Here is a 20,171-nt window from a genome sequence, read left to right as displayed (position 1 = left end):
CCCTTGAAAGGGGAGAGTGCGATGAACGAGACCCTGGTCACCGTCGTGGGAAATGTCGCCACCGAGCCCGAGTCGCAGACGACGGGCGCCGGAGTACAGCTCACGCGTTTCCGGCTCGCGACGGCCACGCGGCGCTACGACGCCGAGCGCGGGGCGTGGACGGACGGGCCGACGAGCTTCTACACCGTGCGCGCGTGGCGCAGTCTCGCCGCCCACGTGAAGGAGTCCGTCGGACTCGGTCAACCCCTGCTGGTGCATGGGCGGTTGAGAATCCGCGACGACGAGAAGGACGGGCGGCGATATCTGTCCGCGGAGATCGAGGCGGTGTCCGTCGGGCACGACCTCAACCGCGGCGTGGCCCGGTTCAGCCGGGGCGGCGCGTCCGCGCCGACGGTGACGGAACGTCAGGAAGGGCCGCCCGCCGGAGTCGAAGCGGTCGCCGTGCCCTGAGCTTCCGGTGTATCCGTTTTCCGCGGTATTTACGCCGCGAATTGAATGGCGGACTTGTCGACAATCAAGGAGGCGTGCCCGTGAAAGCGTAACGATTGCGAATCGGAGCCGGTCCTTTTGCCACCCACCGGTACCGGTGTGACGCGTGGTTCCTAGGATCTGCATGTTCGTAGGCACGGGGGATCGAAGCTGCAGGCGGGGCCGCCCTCGACGACCATGCCTCGCCCGGAGGGGAAAACACATGTTCACTCAGCACAGGCGGAGCGCTGCGCGCATCGCCGCCGCCGGAGCCACCGCGGGTCTGCTCGCGGCCGGCGCACTGGCGGGGGCGGGGGCCGCGTTCGCGGACGGCGCCACACCTTCGTCCGGTGGGGCCACGGCCGTCCTCCAGGGACTGGAGAAGGGCAAGTTCGGCACCGCGATCGTCAAGGACGGCGGCAAGGAGACGAAGTACTCCGCGGGACTGTTCACGATGACGGTGCCCGGTGGCGGGACGATCGAGACCTACTGCATCGACTTCCAGCACCACACCACGGACGGCGCCGGCTACACCGAGGTCGGCTGGAAGAACTCGACGCTGGGCGGCAACCCGGACGCCGGGAAGATCGCGTGGATACTCAACAACTCCTACCCCAAGCTGGACGTGGCGGCCCTGTCCGCCAAGCTCGGCGCGGACGGGGTCAACCTGCCGGAGCCGCTCACCGAGGCCGAGGCTGCCGAGGGGACCCAGGTCGCGATCTGGCACTTCTCCGACCCGACGGTGAAGGTCGAGGCGGTCGACGCGGACGCCAAGGTGCTGTCGGACTACCTCAACAGCCACGCGGTCACGCTGGACGAGCCCAAGCCGTCGGTGACGCTCGATCCCGCGTCCGTCTCCGGCAAGTCCGGTGACCGCATAGGCCCGATCACCGTCCACACCACGGCCGACTCGGTGGACGTGGCGCTCGGCTCCGACGTGCCAGGCCGGGGTGAAGCTGGTCGACAAGGACGGCAAGGCGCTGACCACGGCGAAGGACGGCACGCAGCTGTACTTCGACGTGCCCGCCGGCACCGCGGACGGCTCCGCCTCGGTGAAGGTCTCGGTGACCACCCAGATCTCCATCGGCCGCGCCTTCTCGGCGACCGACACCCCGAGCCAGTCGCAGATCCTGGCTGGTTCCGACAGTGCCACGGTCACCGCCGCGGCCACGCTGACCTGGGCCCGCAAGGGCCCGATCCCGGCGCTGTCCGCACAGGTCGTGTGCGCCAAGGGCGGCGTCGACGTCACCGCCTCGAACAAGGGTGACGAGGACTTCGTCTTCCAGCTCTCTGGCAAGACCTACACCGTGGCGCCGGGCGCGTCCCGGACGGTCACCGTGCCGGTGGCCGAGGACCAGAAGTACAGGATCGACATCAAGCTGCCCAACGGCTCGGTGAAGACCTTCCAGGGCGTGGTGGACTGCAAGACCGCCGCTCCCGCGCCGAGCACCAGCCCCAGCGCTCCGGCCAACCAGCCCTCGCCGGCCGGCGGAGACCTCGCCGAGACCGGTAGCAGCAACGCCACCCCGGTGATCGCGGGCATAGCCGCGGCCCTCGTGGTGATCGGCGGCGGCACCGCGTTCTTCTTCCGCCGCAAGAAGAGCGGCGCGGCCTCCGAGTAGGACCCGCGACCGCACGGCACCCCCTCACCGCCGGGTCCCACCCGGCGGCGAGGGGCCCGGACGGGCGAGCGGGCCAACCCGTTCGCACGGCGGGGTGGACGGCTGGCAAGATGGGGTGTATCTGCCCTCGCGCGGCAGAGCCGCACATTGGCCCTTCTCGAATGCCGGACGGTTTCTCTTGGCTGAGTACATCTACACGATGCGCAAGACGCGCAAGGCGCACGGCGACAAGGTCATTCTCGATGACGTGACGCTGAGCTTCCTGCCGGGCGCGAAGATCGGTGTGGTCGGCCCGAACGGCGCCGGTAAGTCCACCGTGCTGAAGATCATGGCGGGGCTGGAGCAGCCGTCCAACGGCGACGCGTTCCTGTCGCCCGGCTACAGCGTGGGGATGCTCCTCCAGGAGCCGCCGCTGGACGAGTCCAAGACGGTGCTGGAGAACGTGCAGGACGGCGTCGCCGAGACCAAGGCGAAGCTGGACCGGTTCAACGAGATCGCCGAGCTGATGGCGACCGACTACTCCGACGCGCTGCTGGAGGAGATGGGCCAGCTCCAGGAGCAGCTGGACCACGCCAACGCCTGGGACCTGGACGCGCAGCTGGAGCAGGCCATGGACGCGTTGGGCTGCCCGCCCGGCGACTGGCCGGTGACGAACCTGTCCGGCGGTGAGAAGCGCCGGGTCGCGCTGTGCAAGCTGCTGCTCGAGGCCCCCGACCTGCTGCTGCTCGACGAGCCCACCAACCACCTGGACGCGGAGTCCGTGCAGTGGCTGGAGCAGCACCTCGCCAAGTACCCGGGCACCGTCGTGGCGGTCACCCACGACCGGTACTTCCTGGACAACGTGGCCCAGTGGATCCTGGAGCTGGACCGCGGTCGGGCGATCCCGTACGAGGGCAACTACTCCACCTACCTGGAGAACAAGGCGTCCCGGCTGAAGGTCGAGGGGCAGAAGGACGCCAAGCGGCAGAAGCGCCTGAAGGAGGAGTTGGAGTGGGTCCGCTCCAACGCCAAGGGGCGGCAGGCCAAGTCGAAGGCCCGACTGGCCCGCTACGAGGAGATGGCCGCCGAGGCGGACAAGATGCGGAAGCTGGACTTCGAGGAGATCCAGATCCCGCCGGGCCCGCGGCTGGGCGCGATCGTCGTCGAGGTGGAGCACCTGTCGAAGGCGTTCGGGGACAAGGTGCTGATCGACGACCTGTCCTTCACCCTGCCGCGCAACGGCATCGTGGGCGTCATCGGCCCCAACGGCGCGGGCAAGACCACGCTGTTCAAGATGCTGCAGGGCCTGGAGGAGGCCGACTCCGGGAGCATCAAGGTCGGCGAGACCGTGCAGATCTCGTACGTCGACCAGGGCCGGGCCAACATCGACCCGAAGAAGACGCTGTGGGAGGTCGTGTCCGACGGCCTGGACTACATCAACGTCGGGCAGGTGGAGATGCCGTCGCGGGCGTACGTGTCGGCGTTCGGCTTCAAGGGGCCGGACCAGCAGAAGCCGGCCGGGGTGCTCTCCGGCGGTGAGCGCAACCGGCTGAACCTGGCGCTCACCCTCAAGCAGGGCGGCAACCTGCTGCTCCTGGACGAGCCGACCAACGACCTCGACGTGGAGACGCTGTCCTCGCTGGAGAACGCTCTGCTGGAGTTCCCGGGCGCGGCCGTGGTCGTCTCCCACGACCGGTGGTTCCTGGACCGGGTCGCCACCCACATCCTCGCCTACGAGGGCGACTCCAAGTGGTTCTGGTTCGAGGGCAACTTCGAGTCCTATGAGAAGAACAAGGTCGAGCGGATGGGTCCGGACGCCGCGCGCCCGCACCGGGCGACCTACAAGAAGCTGACCCGCGGCTGATGGCTCGGCACGTCTTCCGCTGCCCCCTGCGCTGGGCGGACATGGACGCCTTCGGGCACGTCAACAACGTGGCCTTCCTCCGTTATCTGGAGGAGGCGCGGATCGACTTCATGTTCCGCCTGGCGCCGGGGGAGGGCGCGGCGTCGTTCACCGGCGGGAGCGTGGTGGCCCGGCACGAGATCGACTACCTGCGGCCGCTGGTGCACCGGCACGAGCCGGTCGACGTCGAGACGTGGGTGACCGACATCTCGGCGGCGTCCATGACGGTGCGCTACGAGGTCAAGGACCCCGGGACGCTCTACGCCCGGGCTGCGACGGTCGTCGTGCCGTACAACCTGACGACGCAGCGGCCCCGGCGGATCACCGCGGAGGAGAAGGCGTTCCTGGAGCAGTTCCGCGACGAGGGGGCCGTGGCCGCATGAGCGTGCGGCTCGCCCTGGCCGGGGACGCCGGCGCGGTTCGGGCGGGGGAGGCCGGGATGGCGGCCTTCCTCGGCAGGCTGGTGCGCTGGGACAAGGCGGCGGTGGTCCGGCTGAGGTCGGCCGAGGAGGAGCCGGCGCTCGGGGTGTTCGGACAGCCGCCGTTCGGCTCGGTGCTGGCGGTGCGCAGCATGGCGCTCGGCGGAGCAGGCGTCGGACAGGCGGTCGACGCGACCGTGTCCGCGGGGGAGTTGCTGGAGGCGGTGGCCGCGGCGGCGGACGGCGGCGAGTTCACGGTGCCGGCGTCGGTCACCGGGCCCTCGTGGGCCGGGCTCCTCCCGCCGCGCACCGGCTGGCGGCGTGAAGCCGAACTGGACCCGGCGGCGGTGCGGGAGGCGGCGGCGCGGACGGTCGCGGAGTTCCGGGCGCGGACCGAGGCGCTGGTGCCCGAGCAGCGCACCCGGGCCGGGCTGGACGCGCTGGCGGAGGAGTTGTGGCGCAGGCCGTTGGGCGGCCCGGCGGACGTTCCGCCCGCAGGGGGCGTGGAGGTGCCGCTGCGTCTCGTCCACGCGGCGCACGCGCTCGGTTTCCTGCGGCCGGGCGGACCCGAGCAGGACGCGCCGGCCGTGCTGACGGCCGGACCGTGGCTCAGGCTGCGCACCGGCTACGGCTCGGTCGCGATGCGCACCGCGACCGCGGCGGCGGGCCTGACGGTCTCGCCGCGCTGAGACCGGCGCGGCACGGGACCCGCGCGGCGTAGGCGTACGGACCGACCGCGCAACCGGCGTGGCACCCGCCCGGCCCGGAGGCGGGAGCGGCGCTACGCCGGGTCCGGCCGCTCGGGGGAGGCGGCGTCGTCGGCGGCGGGCCGGGGGCGGGGCGCTTCGGCGTCCGGCCGGTCGGGGCGGACGGCGATGTGGTCCGGCTCCAGTTCGAGCAGCACGCGTGAGCGGATGTCGAGGGCCTCGGTGTAGTCGCGCGGGAGCTGGAGGCGGCCGGCGCGGTCGACGGTGGCGTACTCCCTGGCCACCATGGCCTCCTGGCCGTGACCTCGGTGCGGCGCACGACCTCCGAGGCGGTGCGGCCGTCGCGGATGGCGACGGTGCGCTGCACGGCGCCGGCCACCGCGTGGTCGTGGGTGACCACGACGACGGTGGTGCCCAGCTCCTGGTTGGCGGTGCGGAAGGCGGCGAAGACCTGCTCGCCGGTCGCGGAGTCCAGCTCGCCGGTGGGCTCGTCGGCGAGGACGACCGCGGGGTTGTTGGCGAGCGCCACGGCGATGGCCGCGCGCTGCTGCTCGCCGCCGGACATCTGGGCGGGCCGCCGGTCGCGGCAGTGGCCGACGCCGAGCATGTCGAGCAGGCCGGCGGCCCGCTCGGCGCGCCGGCGGCGGCCGCGTGGGCCGGTGCGGGCGGCGAGCTGCATGGGCAGGACGACGTTCTGGGCGGCGGTCAGGTACGGGAGCAGGTTGCGGGCGGTCTGCTGCCAGACGAAGCCGACGACCTCGCGGCGGTAGCGCAGCCGGGCCGCGGCGTCCATGGCGAGCAGGTCGTAGCCGCCGACCGAGGCGGCGCCGGCGGTGGGCACGTCGAGGCCCGCGAGGATGTTCAGCAGCGTCGACTTCCCGCTGCCGGACGCGCCGACCAGCGCCATCAGCTCGCCCTGCGCGACCAGCAGGTCGAGCCCTTGCAGGGCCTGCACCTCGACGCCGTCCGCAGTGAAGATCCGGACCAGCCGGTCGCAGCTGATCAGCGAGTCCTTGCCGTAGGCGGGGCGGTCCCGGCGTTCGGCCGCGGCGCGCTCCAGCTCCGCGAGGCTGCGTGCCGCGGGTCGGGCGTCCACGGCCGCGGCGGGACGCAGGCCGACGTCGCGCGCCCCGCCCCGTGCCGCGCTGCTCGCCGCGTCGGACGCCCCGGCGCCGGCCGGGTCCGGCCCGGGGTTCGGCCCCGGGACCGGCGAGGTCGCGCCCGCGTGCGCAGGGTCCGCACCGCCGGCCGCTGCTGTGGCCCCCGCGGCGTCGCCCTCCCGGTCCGCGCCCGCCGCGCCTGGCGCGTCCGCCGCTTCCGACGTCGCGCCGCGGGACTCCGCTGGTCCGTTCACCGTCGCGTCCCCGTCCATGTCCGCCTCCTCCGCTCTGCCCGTACCCGCGCTCGCGCCCCGACCTGACCGCCTACGCCGCCGGGGCTGCCGCTCGCGCCGCCCGCGTCCGCGTCCGCGCTCGCCCCGCTCGCGCCGCCGCTTCCGCTCATGTCGCCCGGTCCCCCGCTCGCAGCTCCGTGCTCTCGCGGCGGCGCGTGGTCAGCCAGGACTGGGTGAGCAGGACCGCGCAGGCCAGGGCCACGAGGGCGATCGAGGGGAGGGCGAGGGACCAGGGGTCGGCGCGCAGGCCGATGCCGATGTCGAAGGGGGCCAGGTCCCGCGCCCCCGCGCCGAAGGCGAGCGCGCGCAGGTCGACGCCCGGGCCCAGCAGGGGGATCACCGCCAGGCCGACGAGCACGCCGCCGATCGCCGCGAGCAGCACCTGCGGCAGCATCTCCAGCAGCAACAGCCGCTGGGACTGCGCGCGGCCCATGCCCATCGTGCGCAGCCGCGCCAGCAGGGCGGTGCGCTGCGGAGCCGCCTGGAGCAGCGACAGCAGCAGCGCCAGCACGCTGAAGCCGGCCCCGCCGCGACCGCGGCCAGGTAGATCCGGCGGGCGCCCTGCTGGAGCGGGCTGTCGGACAGCGCGGTGCGCTGCTCGTCGCGCAGCAGCACCGTCGCGAGCGGCACGCTGCGGGCCGCCGCGTGCAGCGCCCTGCCGTCGATGTGCCGGCCGGGGGCCCGCACGGCGAGCAGCGCGGTCGGCCCGGAGTACTGCGGGTAGGACCTCATCTCGGGGTGGAGGCCGGTGAGCTGGGCCCGGGACAGCACGAGGAAGGCCGTGCCGGGGCTCGCGGCCGTGGTGGGCAGGGTGGCCGCGGCACGGACCTCCGCGCTGCCCATGCCCGTGGTGATCGTCTCGGGCCCGTCGCGCAGCACGGCGGCCAGCGCGGGCGAGACCACCGCGGGCAGCGGATCGCCCCGCTTCCAGCCGGCGTAGGCGGACGCGGGGAAGTCCGGCAGTCCGACGGCGTGAGTCAGCGCCGCGTACGGGACCGGGTCGGCCACGATCAGCGTGTAGGCGACCGAGAACGGCTCGGCCGGGCTGTAGCGCTCCGTGCGCACGGTCACGACCTCCCCGACGCCGGGCACCTTCCGCACCGCGTCGGCCAGGTCCGGCGGCAGCGTGGCCCGCGCGTCGATCCTCGCGTCCGCGCCGACCGCGGCCGTCGCCGCGCGGTCCCTGCCGCGGTCGACCCCGGCCAGCACCGAGCCGCCGAAGGACGCCACGGTCAGGGCGATCATCAGCGCGAGCAGCGGCAGCGCCGCGGTGGCCGGCGAGCGCCCGGCGCGGGCCAGGCCCAGGTGGGCGACCGCGCCGCGCAGCCGCGCCGCCGGGCGGGCCAGCAGCCGCAGCGGCAGCGGGTAGAGCCGCAGCAGCACCAGCGCCGCCGCCACCGCGACGAGGACGGGCGCGGCGGCCAGATACGGATCGCTCCCGTCGCCCCCGCTCCCCCGGCGGCCGGGCCGCTTCCACCCCCGCCGCCCGTGCCGCGCTGCCGCAGCGCCACCACCGCGCCCACCACGACGACCGCCGTGGTCAGCTCCACGACCAGCCGCCGCCGCGAGGGCCGCGCCACCGCCAGATCCTCCCGGCCGCCGGCCGGCCGCGGCCTGCGCACCGCCCAGGCCGCGCGCAGCGGCAGCGCGAGCACCGCGACCGCGGTGACCGCGGCGCCGAGCGCCGTCGCCGTCGTCCACCGGTCGGTGCGCAGCAGCGCCAGCGCCAGCAAGGTGCCGGCCGCGCCGCCGGGCACCGCGGCCGCGGCGGTCTCCCCGGCCAGCCGCAGCGCTATGGCGCGCAGCGACCCGCCGCGCGAGCGCAGCAGGGCGATCTCGGTACGCCGCCGGTCCGCCGCCAGGCCGCCGGTCATCAGCAGCACGGCGGCCGCGGTGGCGCCGACGCCGACCGCGGCGATCAGCACCAGCGGCGAGGCGGCGGCGCGTTCGGCGGTGAAGGTGTCCAGGACGAAGCCGGCGCTGTCGGACAGGTGGACGCCGCCGGAGTCGCCTTGCAGCGCCGCCGCGTCCGGGCCGCTCTCGAACGACGACAGTTCCCGTTGCAGCGCCGGCACCTCGTGCGCGGAGAGCCGGCCGATGTCCATCGGGTGGTGCCAGTACAGGTCGGCGCCCACGCCGAGCAGCGGGAAGGACTCGGCGGCGGTGCGGTCCACCAGCACGGTGAAGTGCCAGTACGTCTTGGGGGTCTCGCCGGGCGGCGGGGTCGGGGCGGCGAGCTGCGGGCGCAGCAGGTCGGGGTCCTCGTTCCACCACAGCGCGGCGGGGTCGCGCGGCGCGACGATGCCGGTGACGCGGACCGGCAGCGGCCGCGCGGCGATCGTGGACAGGTGGACGGTCCGGCCGACCGCCAGGTGCAGGGTCCGCGCGGTCTGCTCGGTGACGACGCCCTCGACGGCGTCCCCGTCGGCGTCCTCGTCGACTTCCCCGTCGGCGTCGGCGGAGGCACCCGTCCCGTCCGTGCCGCCGGCTACGGCGCCGGCCGCCGTGCCGGTCCCGTCGGTTCCGTCGCCGACGGCTCCGTCGTCCTCCGCCGTCCCCGTCCACGCGTGCGGCAGCCGCCCCGAGACCACCCGCACCCGCGCCGCGTAGCCGGCCTGGGCGACGAGCACCGCCGCCGGATCGTGCTCGGTGGTGTGGGCGAGGCCGGGATCGGGCACGGCGGCCTCCTCGCCGGTCCGCACCCCGTACGCGGTCTGGCCCGTCAGCAGCCGCAGCGGCGGGCGCACGTGCTGCTGGAACGTCTTCTCGACGCGATCCAGGGCGGCCGGTCCGAGGGGATGGTCGTCCGACGTCGCCGGCTGGTACGTGTCGACGATGCTGACGCCGCGCTCGCGGGGCGGGGCCTGACGCAGCGCCTGGTGCACGGCGTCGTTCTCGTAACGGTCGACCGCGCGGGGGAGTGCCGCGGCCAGGAACGCGGTCGCCAGCACCAGCAGGCACAGCGCGAGCGCCGCGCCCGGCGCGGTCCGCAGCCTGACCCGCACCCACACGAGCCGGATCGGCCCCCGGCCGCCGTCCCCGGCCGCCCGTTCCGCGTCCCCGGCCGCCCGTTCCGCGCCTGCGGTCGATCCAGCGCCTGCAATCGATCCAGCGTCCCCGGCCGCCCGTTCCGCGCCTACGGCCGATCCCGCGCCCTCGGCCGGCCCCGCGTCCCCGGCCGATCCCGCGCCCTCGGCCGGCCCCCCGGTCACGCCGCCGTCCTCGCCCGTCCCCGCCCCGGACCCCTTCCGCGCCATCTCAGTCCTCCCCCTGGCGCCGCAGCGCCGACGCCGGGTCGCCGCGGCGCAGGGCCGTCGCCACGACCACCAGCAGCGGCACGACCAGCACGACCACCAGCAGCGGCACGACCAGCACGACCGCCAGCAGTTCCGCCAGCCGGCCCGGCGGCAGTTCGACCCGCAGCTCAGGCACCGGCTTCGTCGCCTGCGCGGTCAGCACGATCAGCGGCGTGACCAGCCGGGTGAGCAGCGCGCCCAGCGCGATGCCGACCGCCAGCGACACGAGCACCAGCAGCCCCTGCTCGGCCGCGATCATCCGGGCCAGGCCGCGCCGGGGCGCGCCCAGCGCCCGCAGCACCGCGAACTCCGCCGCCCGCTCGCGCACCGCCCCCACCGCCGACACCGCGAAGCCCACCGCCGCCAGCACCGCCGCCGCGACCACCGCCGCGGGCAGCGCCGACTGCGGCCCGGCGCCCAGCGGATCGGCCCGCAGGTCGTCCGCGGCCTCCTGCCGTACGAGGACGGTGTCCACGTCGGTGCGCGCCCGCAGCGCCGCCGCGGCCTTCGCCGAACCGCCCGGCGCCACCGCCACCCACCACTCGCTGGGCTGCAACGGCTGCGCGTCCATCGACAGCAGCACCCGGTCCACCGCCCGCAGGTCCAGCAGCAGCGCGCCCGCGTCCTTGCCGGTGTCCGCGGCGGCGTCCGCGGCGGCGTCCGAGTCCCCGTCGGCCGCCGCGCCCGCGGTGTCGTCGCCGCCTCCCGTCGCGCCGGAGCCGGAGCCGGAGCCGGTGCCGGTGCCGGGCAGCGCGTGCACGGCGGCCACGATGCGCACCGGCAGCGTCTGCCCGGTCAGCTGCACCTGCACCAGACCGCCGACCTTCGCGCCGACCGCCTTGAGGTAGTCGTCGGTGGCGACCCCGGTGAGCGTGGGCAGTGCGGGCGCGCGGACCCGCAGCCGGACGGTGACGGTCGGCTGCGGCTGGTACGCGTGCGGGTCGAGCGTCTCGGAGCCGGTGGTGTAGGCGACCGAGAGCAGCGCGCCGCCGGAGGTGCGCGGCGGATCGGCGTCCGGCGGCACCTCGCCCGGCAGCCCGCCCAGGTCCGGGTTGTCGAAGGAGGAGTCCGCGGTCCACGGCTCCGCGGTGTCCGGCGCGAGGCGGCGCACCGTGCCGTCCGCCGAGGTGACCGCGGCCGACGCGACGGTGAGCACATGCCGCAGGCTGACCGACGGCAGCGAGTAGCCCACGTCGAGGCCGACCAGGTGCAGCGGCCCGGCGGGTGCGCCGCCGCCCGCGCCGATCTGCGCCGCCAGGTCCAGCAGCAGCGTGTGCGGGACGCCGTCCGGCGGCAGGTCGCCGACCACGAAGGCGTAGGTGACGCCCTCGGCGTCGGTCACGGTGGCCGTGAGATGGTCGGCTTCGGCGTCGCCGCCGCGGATCACCCGGCCGTCCTTGCCGGTCGCGGTGAGCGTGGCGGTGAGGGCGACCGAGCGGGCGCTCCCGGGCAGGACGAGGCCGGCCGGGTCGGCGACTGCGCGCGGGCGCAGGGGCGCGAGCACGTCGCCGATCGGCCGGCCGTCGGTCAGGTCGGACCGCACCCGCATGGCGTCGCCGGCCCTGCGGGTGTCGATGACCAGCGCGGTGGCCTGCCGCTGCTGGGTGAGCAGCAACTGCTCGCGGGTCGCGGGCGCGGCGGCGGTGACCCCGGGCACCGAGGCGAAGATGCCCGCCTGGCCGAAGGGCGGCGTGGTCATGCTGGTGACCCGGATGTCGGAACCGACCGCGAACTCGGCCTGGTCGCGCTGCGAACGGTCCCAGCTGGCGCCCTGGCCGATCGCGAACATGCCCATGGCGACGGAGAGCACCAGCAGCATGGCGGCGCCCGCGCCGCGCCGCGGCCGGCGCGAGAGCTGCCAGCCGGCCAGTGCCAGCGGCAGCCCGCGGGCGCGCGCGGCCCGCCGCTCGCCCAGCCGCGCCACCAGCGGCAGCAGCCGCAGCACCAGGACCGTCCCGGCCAGCAGGCACAGCGCGGGCGCCGCGACCAGCACCGGGTCCACGCCGAGCCCGCCGCCCGCCCTGGAGCTGAGCGCGCCGCTGCCGGAGGCGCGCCGCTGCAACTGCCAGTAGGCGAGGCCGGCGACCACCAGCAGCCCGACGTCCGCGCCGGCCTGGAGCGCGCCGGGCAGCGCGCCGCGCCGCGGGGCGCGGGCCGCCAAGCCCCGGCCCGAGCGCACCGCGGGCGCGATCACCGCGAGCGCGCAGGCCAGCGCCGCGCCCACCGCGACCAGCCAGGCCGTGCCGGTGCTGCCGCCGCCCAGGCGGACGCCGGTGCGGGCCAGCGCGCCGGTGCCGGACAGCAGCCGGGTGACCGGCCCCGCCAGCAGCGGCGCGGCGACCGCCGCGGGCACCGCGAGCAGCAGCGCCTCGGCGGCGGCGAGCCCGCCGATCCTGGCCCGCGAGCCGCCGCGGGCGCGCAGCAGCGCGGTCTCGCCGCCGCGCTCCTCGGCCAGCAGCTGGGCCACCAGCAGCAGCGCGAAGCCGGCCAGGATGACCAGTTGGAGCGCGCCGATCAGCAGCGTCGAGCGGGCCACCAGCATGCTGCGGCGCAGCGCGTCCAGCAGCGCGGGCAGGCCGCTGGCCGGCTGCACGTCGCCGGTCGCCGCGTCGTCCTTGAGGTCCCGCACGGTCCGCTCGACGCTGGTCCCCAGCGCGTCCATCCGCCCGGTGGAGGCGCGGGAGAAGTCGCCCTGCGCCTGCCAGGCCATCGCGGCGACGGGCACCCGGCCGGAGGCGAAGCTGCCGGGGTCGGCCAGCATCGGGCCGTAGGTGGTGAAGGCGACGGTGTGCACGCCGCGGCCGGCCAGCGGGTCGAGGTGCCAGTACGGCGCCGAGAGGTCGGTGGGCCGGTACAGGCCGGTGACGCGGACGCGCAGTGGCGGCCCGCCGAGCCGGTCGGCGAGCGTGAGCACCCGGCCGGGCCGCACCTTCAGCGCCTGCGCGGCGGTCAGCGGCAGCGCGGTCTGCACCTCGGCCGCTCCCTCGACGGCAGGCGCCGGCCACGCCCCGGAGACCAGGGTCAGCCGGGACCGGTCCAAGGTGGCGAGCAGCGTCAGGTCGGGGTCGCCGCCCTTGGGCTCGCCCGCCGGGCGCAGGGCGGCGGGCAGGCCGTAGGGGCCGGATCTGGTGCTGGCGCGGACCTGGGCGGGCAGGCCGCCGAACGCGTGCGCCAGACGCCTCCGCACGGCCGTGTCCAGCGCGGTCGCGGCGGCGCCCGACACATCGGCGCGCACCTCGACCGTCGACCGGTCGGCGGCCTGGTGCTGGAGGGTGCGGCGCAGCGCCGCGTCGCTGATCGCCCCGGTGAACGCGGTGAAGGTGGCCAGCACGGCGGTGGTCAGCACCACGGTGAGCAGGGCGGCGGCGAGCAGCAGCCGGTGGGCGCGGGACACGCAGCAGTACGAATCCCGTCACCCCGTGCCCCCGTTCCCGTCGCCGTCCGGATGCTCTCAAACGGGGACGCGCAGGTGGAACGCGGCGGAGAAGGTCGCAATCCGATCGTGACGGACCGCGCCGCGCACCGTCGGAAACGTTTACTCCACCGTGCTCGGGCGGCTGCGCTGCGTCGATCACAGGTGTCGCCGGGGCGGTCGGGGCGCGCGGGACGGGAGAAGCGGAGGAGGCCGGAGGGGACGCGGGGAACGGAGGGGGCCGGGGACGACCTGGCCGCCGACGTATCAGCCCGGGGTGTTGACCATGGACGCGGCGGCGTACACCAAGTAGTCCCACAGCTGCCGCTCGTGCTCAGGCGCGAGCCCCAACTCGTCGACGGCGGCGCGCATGTGGCGCAGCCACGCGTCGTGCGCGGCCTTGTCCACGGCGAACGGCGCGTGCCGCATCCGCAGCCGCGGGTGGCCGCGGTTGTCGCTGTACGTGCGCGGCCCGCCCCAGTACTGCATGAGGAAGAGCGTCAGCCGCTCCTCCGCCGGGCCGAGGTCCTCCTCCGGGTACATCGCCCGCAGGTCGGGATCGCCCGCGACGCCCTCGTAGAAGCGGTGGACCAGCCGGCGGAAGGTCGGCTCCCCGCCGACCAGTTCGTAGAACGTCTGCTGCGGCAGCGGCCCGCGCCCGATCTCAGTCACGCTCCCATGGTCGCAGACGCCGCGGCCGAGGACGCAGGTCGTAGGACCCGCGGGCAGGGAGCACGATGGAAGGGTGAGCGGTGCCGCGCACGAGGAGGCGTACGGCGCCGGCGGGTCCTGCGGCGGACCGCGCCGGCCGGGCTCCGACGAGCGCACGCGGCTGGCCGCGCGGGCGCTGCGGGCCCGCATGGTCCGCCGCATCGTGGCCGGCGGCGGCCTGCGCGACCCGGCCTGGCGGGCGGCCTTCGCCGAGGTGCCGCGCCACCTGTTCGTGCTGGGCTACGCCCCCGAGGGCGGCGCGCGCCACGCGGACGACGGGAACGGCACGGACGACGGGAACGGCACGGACGGTACGGAGGGTGGGGCCGGCTCGGGTGCGGACGGCTCGGGTGCGGACGGCTCCGGTGCGGACGGCGGCCTCGGCGCGGAAGCCGGCTGCGAGGACGCGGACGGCCGCGGCGCGACGCGGGCCCGGCTGCGCGAGTTGGCCGGGGCCTACGCGGACCGGCCGATCGCGACCCACGTCCGGGACGGCGAACTGGTCTCCTCCAGCAGCCAGCCCTCGCTGATGGCGCTGATGTGCGAGGCGCTGCTGGTCGCCGACGGCCAGCGGGTGCTGGAGATCGGCGCGGGCACCGGCTACAACGCCGCGCTGCTCGCGCACCGGCTCGGCCCGGGCGCGGTCACCACCGTCGACCTGGACGCGGAGATCACCGAGGCGGCCCGCGCGCACCTGCTCGCGTACGGCACCCCGGCCGCCCGCTCGGTCACCGTCGTCACCGGCGACGGCGCGCTCGGGCACCGCGCGGGGGCGCCGTACGACCGGATCGTCGCGACCTGCGAGCTGCCCGCGATCCCGCCGGCCTGGCTGGAGCAGACCCGGCCGGGCGGGCTGGTCCTCGCGCCCTTCGCGACCGGGCTGGTCCGGCTCACCGTGCACGGACCGCGCCGCGCCGAAGGGCGGTTCCTGCCGACGCCCGCGTTCTTCGTGCCGCTGCGCGGGGCGTCGGCGGGCGGGCCCGGGCGCCGCGGCGGCCTGGGCGAGCGGCTGTTCGGCCGCGGCCCGCACCCCGACCGGACCCGCTTCGGGCTGAGCGTCGACGGCGACCGCCAGTGGGTCTGGCTCGACGACCCGGCCGGCCCGGACGTGTGGGAGGTCGGGCGGTAACCCGCCGGGAAGACGTCGGGGCGCTGCCCGCGCCTGCCGTCAGACCGGCTCCCACACCGACGCGTCGTGCGCGAAGAGCACTCTGCGCGGGTCGAACTCCAGCAGCCGCGCGGGCCAGCCGTCCGGCTCCGGCAGCGGCGCTCCGGCGCCCTGCGCAGCGGCCGTCGCGGCCAGGCGCGCCGCGGCGAAGTCCGAGGCGGTGGCGTGCGTCTGCCCGGCCAGCACGACCGTGCCGTCGGGCTGTCTGACCACCAGCGACTGGTGGCCCGCGGTGTGTCCGGGGGTGGGCACGATCCACACGCCGGAGCGGATCTCGGCCTCGCCGGCCAGCTCCTCGTAGCGCGCGCCGGGGAAGTCGGCGAGCTGCTCGGGGGTGTGGCCGCCGGCCCGGACCAGGGCGAGCTCGGCGGCCTGGGCGTAGATCGGGGTGCCGGCGAAGAGCGGGTTGCCGCCGATGTGGTCGAAGTGCAGATGGCAGTTGATCACCGCGCCGACCTCGGCCGGCGCGACGCCCGCGGTGGCCAGCGCCTCCTGGACCGGGCGGCGGCGCGGGCGGTAGTGCGCGTCCGTCTCGGCGTCCGCGGCGCCGATGCCCGTGTCGAACAGCAGCAGTTCGCCGCCGCACCGCAGCAGGTAGCCGAGCGCGGGCTCCACCCGCGGCAGCCCGTCGGCGGTCTCGCTGCCCGGTCGTACGAACCAGCCCAGGTCGAGGCGGCGCAGCAGCGCCGGCCCCGCTCGTCGTCGTGCTCAACGCGGCTCCTCTCCGCTGCGAATCCCTGTCGGTCCCCGCCGGTGTGCGCCCGGTCCCTTCCGTCCACCGCTGCCGTCAGGCCCCGGGCGCCCGGTCCCCCGTGTCCGGTTCACGCCCGGCGGACGGTGATGGTCGTCCACGCGCCGACGTGCACCCGGTCGCCGTCGGCCAGCGGCACCGGGGTGTAGGCGCGGATCGGGTCCTCGCCCAGGTTGACGGTGGTGCCGTTGGTCGAGTCCTGGTCGACCACCGCCCAGCCGCCCGTGTCCTCCCTGACCAGCATGGCGTGCTGGTGCGAGACGCCGGGGTCCTCGGGGGCGCGGGACAGGTCGATGTCGGGCGCCTCGCCGGTGCGGTGGCGGCGCCGGCCGATGGTGACCTTCTCGCCGGTCAGCGGAATCCGGACCTCCGGCGAGAACGCCGGGAAGTACAGGCCCTCCGCGTCGGGGCCGCTGCGGGCCATCATCGCGGTGAAGTACTCGCGGTCCGCGGCGACCACCGCGACCCAGGAGGTCCGCGCCACCGGACCGGACGGAACCGCGGCGTCCGGCCCGGCCGGCTGGCCGCCGGGAGCAGCGGGAGACCCGGCGGCCCCGGCGGCCCCGGCGGCCCCGGTGGCTCCGGCGGCCCCGGAGAATCCCGTGCCGCCCGGCGCCGGGCCGCCCGCGCCCGCCGCCGTGACCGGTGGGGCGCCGGCCGCCGCGGTCCCGGCGCCCGGCGGGGGCGCGGGGCGCGACGGCGGGTCGAGCAGGAAATCGCCGGAACCCGATGTGAAGCCCTCGGACGGCACGGGCTCCGCGGGCCGGTTGATCTGCGAGGGGCGCGAGAGCTGCGACTCGTGCCGCTGGTACGGCGGGAAGCCCGGCGCGGTCGGCACCGGCGCGGCGCCAGGACCCGCGCCCTGGCCCGTGCCCCGACCCGCCCCGGCGCCTGGACCCGCGCCCGCGCCTGGACCCGCGCCGGCCCCGGCGCCCGGACCGAGACCCTGCCCCGCGCCCGCGCCCGCGCCCGGCCCGGGCCCCGCGCCCGGCGCCGGGCGGGTCCCCGGCACGGCCGTGGCCGTGTGCGTCCTAAAGTTGTACCGGCACTCCTCGCAGAACAGCGCCCCGCCCTCGCGCGGGGTCCCGCACTGCGGGCACAGCTCGGCGACGCCCGGGGGCGCCTCGGCGGCCGGCCCGCCCCAGCTCGGCGGCGACGGCGAGACCGGCGGCGCCGACGACCCCGACGACGCGGACGACGCCGAGGTCGAGGAGGAGGGCGGACGCGACCCGCGGGCCGACGCGGGCGCGGCCATCCGCATCCCGCAGATCTCGCACCAGTCGTCGGTCTCCGACTCGTGGCCGTTCGGACACATCGGCATGCTGCCGGCTCCCCCTCCGCCTGACCCGGCGGGTCCTCGCCATGGCGTTCGGGACGCACCCCCGGGGTGCGTCGTGGTCGGCGCCGTCGCCGGCGCCGTCAGCGGTGCCGGCCTCGGCACCGCGGGTTCCGTCGGGTACGTACGTACCCGTCGGCTCCGTTCCGTATCCGAACGCTACTTCTTCACGCGTACGGTCTTCGTCGACCGCGTCTCCAGCGTCATCTCGTCGGCGTCGGCGACCTTCGCCTTCAGACGCACCGTACCGCTGGCCGCGTCCACCACGTCGACCACCTTGGCCAGCAGCTTCGCGGTGTCGGCGTTGCCCGAGGCGTTCGCCAGCTGCACCGCGCGGCCCAGCTTGGCGGTCGCCGCGTCCATGTCGCCGGCCTTGCGGGCCTCCAGGCCCTGCTGGATCGCCTGCGCCAGCTCGGCCTGCCCGGTGTAGTGGGCGACCTGCGGGCTGATCCGGGTGGACACGGCCAGTTCGTCGGTCCACACCGCGCGGATCAGGCCCTGGCCCAGCACCTGCGAGGTGCCGTCCGGCCGCGGCAGCACCAGCGACAGCCGGGCGGCCAGCATCTCCTGGCCGATGCCGGCGGCCGGCACCCGCACCTGTACGTGGTAGTCGCGGGACTCGTCGCCCCACGACCCCGTCGGGTAGTCGCCCGCCCGCGGACCGGCCTCGGTACGGCGGGCGGTGAGGTCCTCGACGGTCGGCGCGACCTGCTTGACGAAGACGAGCTCGGCGCCCTGCGGGGTCCACAGCCGCAGCGCGACGTCCGCGACCTCCTTGCCCATCGCGTTCTCCATCATGGACCGGAAGTCCGCGGCCAGGCCGCCCGGATCGGCCACGATGTCGACCGAGCCGAGCAGCGCGGAGGCGATCCCGGTCAGCTCCTTGACCTCCCAGTCGGTGCCGACGCCGCGCGCGTCGCAGGTGAAGCGGCCGGCGCAGGCGTCCAGCGCGGCCCGCAGGTCCTCCGGCTTCTCGTGCTCGTTGCGGCCGTCGGTGAGCAGGATGCCGTGGCGTATCGACACCTCCGCGCCGGACAGCAGCCGGTCGGCCAGCTTCAGCCAGGTGCCGATCGCGGTGCCGCCGCCCGCGGACAGCTTGCGCAGCGCCTGCTTGGCCTGCGCGCGGGTGGCCGCGTCGGCCACCGCGAGGCCGCCGTTGCCGGGGTAGATCTCGCGGGCCGTGTGGGTGCCCGCGACGATGGCGAAGGACACGCCGTCGCGCAGCGCGTCCACGGCGACCGCGGTGGCCTCCCGGGCGCCGCGCATCTTCGTCGGCGGGTACTCCATCGAGCCCGAGCAGTCCACCATGATCACCACACCGGCGCTCGGGCCCGCGGCGGCGCCCGGCGCCGCCCCCGCACCGGCCGGCCCTCGACCGCCGGAGGTGCCGCCGCCGGTCGAGGTGACCGTCACGACGGCGTTGACCTCGCGCCCGCCCTCCGGGAGGAACTCGTTCTGGTAGACGTCGACGGAGAACTGCGGCACGTCCGGCTTGGAGAATGTGGCCATCGATAAACCCCCTGCGTTCTGTATGGACCCTGCGTGGGCCCCCGTCGTCCCCGGCCCGCCCGCGGCTTCCCCGGAAGCGGTGGGCGCGCCGGCCTAGACGGCGGGTGGAGATCCTGCCCGTGACACGGTGGCCGGGAACGGCAGCACCGCGACCGTTACGTTGTCGTGGCCGCCGCCGTCCAGCGCCAGGCCCACCAGGGCGCGGGCGCTGCTCAGCGGGCGGGCGCGGGCGTCGGCGGGGACTGCCACGGCCATCTCCGCCGCGGACTCCGCGTAGTTCCACAGCCCGTCGGTGCACACCACGATCACCCCCGGGCCCTCCGGCCGGAAGGCGGCCACGTGCGGGTCCACCTCCACCGCGTCCGCGCCCAGCCAGCCGGTGATCGCGTGCGCGCGCTCGTCCGCGTACGCCTCGGCCTCCGACATCAGGCCGGCGGCGACCATCGCCGCCGCCCACGAGTCGTCCTCGGTGAGCCGCGCGGCCGGCAGCGCGCGGTCGTCGGGGACCCAGTACGCGCGGCTGTCGCCGATCCACCCCACCGTGAAGACCTCGCCGGTGACGACGGCGCTCACACAGGTGCAGGCGGGGGAGTTGCGGTGCGCGGCGCCGTCCGGCGCCTCCTCCTCGGCCAGCGCGGCGACCGCGTCGAAGGCCGTGAGCAGCGCGCCGCGCATCGCCTCCTCGACGGGGGCGCCGCGCTCCAGTGCGGCCAGCAGCGCGTCGCCGCCCGCGACGGCCGCCGCGGCGGAGGCGTCGTCGGGGCGGTAGGCGGTGGACACGCCGTCGCACACCACCGCGGCGACCGCGGGCGTGCCGTCGGGCAGCGACGCGGTGGCGAGCGCGAAGGCGTCCTCGTTGCGGTGGTGGCGCAGCCCGCGGTCGCTGACCGCGGCCACGCCCTCCAGCTCCTTCTCCTGGTGGTCGCGCCGGCGCGGCTGGGCGTGGCCGCAGCGCTCGCAGTAGCCGTCGTCGTCCACGCCGCCGACGCCGCACGCGACGCAGACGGGCCGGCCGGGGCGGCGCCGCGCCGCTGCTCGGCGGCGGGGTCCCCTTCGCGGGGATCGGCCTCGCGCGGATCGCCTTCGCGGGGATCGGCCTCGCGCGGATCGCCTTCGCGCGGATCGGCCTCGCGCTGGTCTGCCGGCCGCGCCGCGCCGGTCAGCACGAGGGTGTCGGAGTCGCCGGACGCGTGCGGGGGCGCGAGCCGGAAGGAGCCGGTGGTCCGCGCGCCGGCGTCACCGGCGTCACCGGCGTCACCGGTGCGGTCGCCGGTGCCGTCGTCCGTGCCGGGCGCACCCCCCGTGCCGGACGCACCCCCCGTGCCGGGCGCACCCCCTGCGCCCGGCGCGCCTGCGCTCGCCGCCGCCTCCTCCGCCGTGCCTCCGCCCGCCGGGGCCGGACGCCGCCCGGCCGCCCCGCCGGCTCCGTGCGCCTCGTCCCCCGCGCCGGTCCCGCCCGCCGCGCGCCCCGTGCCCGCCGCGGGCGCCGCCGGAGGC

Annotated in this window: 13 protein-coding genes and 2 pseudogenes; 6 read left to right on the top strand and 9 right to left on the bottom strand. The window is 76.2% G+C overall.

The window, feature by feature from the left end:
* Positions 1-21 precede the first annotated feature (21 nt).
* The 5 genes and pseudogenes from VSR01_RS12395 (at position 22) to VSR01_RS12375 (ending at position 5,080) form a co-directional block, all read left to right on the top strand.
* On the top strand, positions 22-450 hold the full coding sequence (locus VSR01_RS12395; protein WP_326449304.1) for a single-stranded DNA-binding protein: 429 nt from the start codon (positions 22-24) through the stop codon (positions 448-450).
* Between the two features lie 241 nt (positions 451-691).
* A pseudogene (locus VSR01_RS12390) lies at positions 692-2,090 on the top strand (LAETG motif-containing sortase-dependent surface protein).
* A gap of 178 nt (positions 2,091-2,268) precedes the next feature.
* Entirely contained in the window at positions 2,269-3,933 is a 1,665-nt protein-coding gene (gene ettA, locus VSR01_RS12385) for an energy-dependent translational throttle protein EttA (RefSeq protein WP_326449303.1), read from the top strand.
* Positions 3,933-4,355, top strand: a complete 423-nt coding sequence (locus VSR01_RS12380; protein ID WP_326449302.1) for an acyl-CoA thioesterase — start codon at positions 3,933-3,935, stop codon at positions 4,353-4,355. Before ettA ends, VSR01_RS12380 begins: the two co-directional genes overlap by 1 nt.
* Positions 4,352-5,080 carry a hypothetical protein gene (locus tag VSR01_RS12375; RefSeq protein ID WP_326449301.1) on the top strand — a complete coding sequence of 243 codons (729 nt, stop codon included), beginning with the start codon at positions 4,352-4,354 and terminating at the stop codon, positions 5,078-5,080. Before VSR01_RS12380 ends, VSR01_RS12375 begins: the two co-directional genes overlap by 4 nt.
* 92 nt (positions 5,081-5,172) lie before the next feature.
* On the opposite strand, the pseudogene VSR01_RS12370 reads toward VSR01_RS12375, so the two are convergent.
* The 5 genes and pseudogenes from VSR01_RS12370 to VSR01_RS12350 form a co-directional block, all read right to left on the bottom strand.
* Positions 5,173-6,194 (bottom strand): annotated as a pseudogene (locus VSR01_RS12370) (ABC transporter ATP-binding protein).
* Positions 6,195-6,597: 403 nt separating this feature from the next.
* Positions 6,598-7,002 (bottom strand): FtsX-like permease family protein, encoded by a 405-nt coding sequence (locus tag VSR01_RS12365; protein WP_326449300.1) that lies wholly within the window; start codon positions 7,000-7,002, stop codon positions 6,598-6,600.
* A 733-nt stretch (positions 7,003-7,735) separates the two neighbouring features.
* The gene (locus tag VSR01_RS12360; RefSeq protein WP_326449299.1) at positions 7,736-9,703 is read right to left on the bottom strand and encodes a hypothetical protein; all 1,968 of its coding nucleotides are present in this window, start codon (positions 9,701-9,703) and stop codon (positions 7,736-7,738) included.
* Positions 9,704-9,749: 46 nt separating this feature from the next.
* The gene (locus VSR01_RS12355; RefSeq protein ID WP_326449298.1) at positions 9,750-13,181 is read right to left on the bottom strand and encodes an ABC transporter permease; all 3,432 of its coding nucleotides are present in this window, start codon (positions 13,179-13,181) and stop codon (positions 9,750-9,752) included.
* 285 nt (positions 13,182-13,466) lie between these two features.
* A complete protein-coding gene (locus VSR01_RS12350) occupies positions 13,467-13,871 on the bottom strand; it encodes a globin (protein ID WP_326449297.1) in 405 nt (134 codons plus the stop codon).
* A 73-nt stretch (positions 13,872-13,944) separates the two neighbouring features.
* Between VSR01_RS12350 and VSR01_RS12345 the strand changes: the two genes are divergently transcribed.
* On the top strand, positions 13,945-15,039 hold the full coding sequence (locus tag VSR01_RS12345) for a methyltransferase domain-containing protein (RefSeq protein ID WP_442785441.1): 1,095 nt from the start codon (positions 13,945-13,947) through the stop codon (positions 15,037-15,039).
* Between the two features lie 39 nt (positions 15,040-15,078).
* Here the strand turns inward: VSR01_RS12345 and VSR01_RS12340 are convergent, their stop codons facing one another.
* The 4 genes from VSR01_RS12340 to VSR01_RS12325 form a co-directional block, all read right to left on the bottom strand.
* A complete protein-coding gene (locus VSR01_RS12340) occupies positions 15,079-15,759 on the bottom strand; it encodes an MBL fold metallo-hydrolase (RefSeq protein WP_442785667.1) in 681 nt (226 codons plus the stop codon).
* 140 nt (positions 15,760-15,899) lie between these two features.
* Positions 15,900-16,667 (bottom strand): FHA domain-containing protein, encoded by a 768-nt coding sequence (locus tag VSR01_RS12335; protein WP_326449296.1) that lies wholly within the window; start codon positions 16,665-16,667, stop codon positions 15,900-15,902.
* A 657-nt stretch (positions 16,668-17,324) separates the two neighbouring features.
* Positions 17,325-18,674: a vWA domain-containing protein gene (locus tag VSR01_RS12330; RefSeq protein ID WP_326449295.1), complete on the bottom strand. Its 1,350-nt coding sequence runs from the start codon at positions 18,672-18,674 to the stop codon at positions 17,325-17,327.
* Between the two features lie 93 nt (positions 18,675-18,767).
* Positions 18,768-19,652 (bottom strand): PP2C family protein-serine/threonine phosphatase, encoded by an 885-nt coding sequence (locus tag VSR01_RS12325; protein ID WP_326449294.1) that lies wholly within the window; start codon positions 19,650-19,652, stop codon positions 18,768-18,770.
* Positions 19,653-20,171: the final 519 nt, after the last annotated feature.

The sequence above is a fragment of the Actinacidiphila sp. DG2A-62 genome (assembly GCF_035825295.1).
In the GTDB taxonomy this organism is placed as follows: Bacteria; Actinomycetota; Actinomycetes; order Streptomycetales; family Streptomycetaceae; genus Actinacidiphila.
This window is presented reverse-complemented; position numbering and strand designations above follow the sequence as displayed.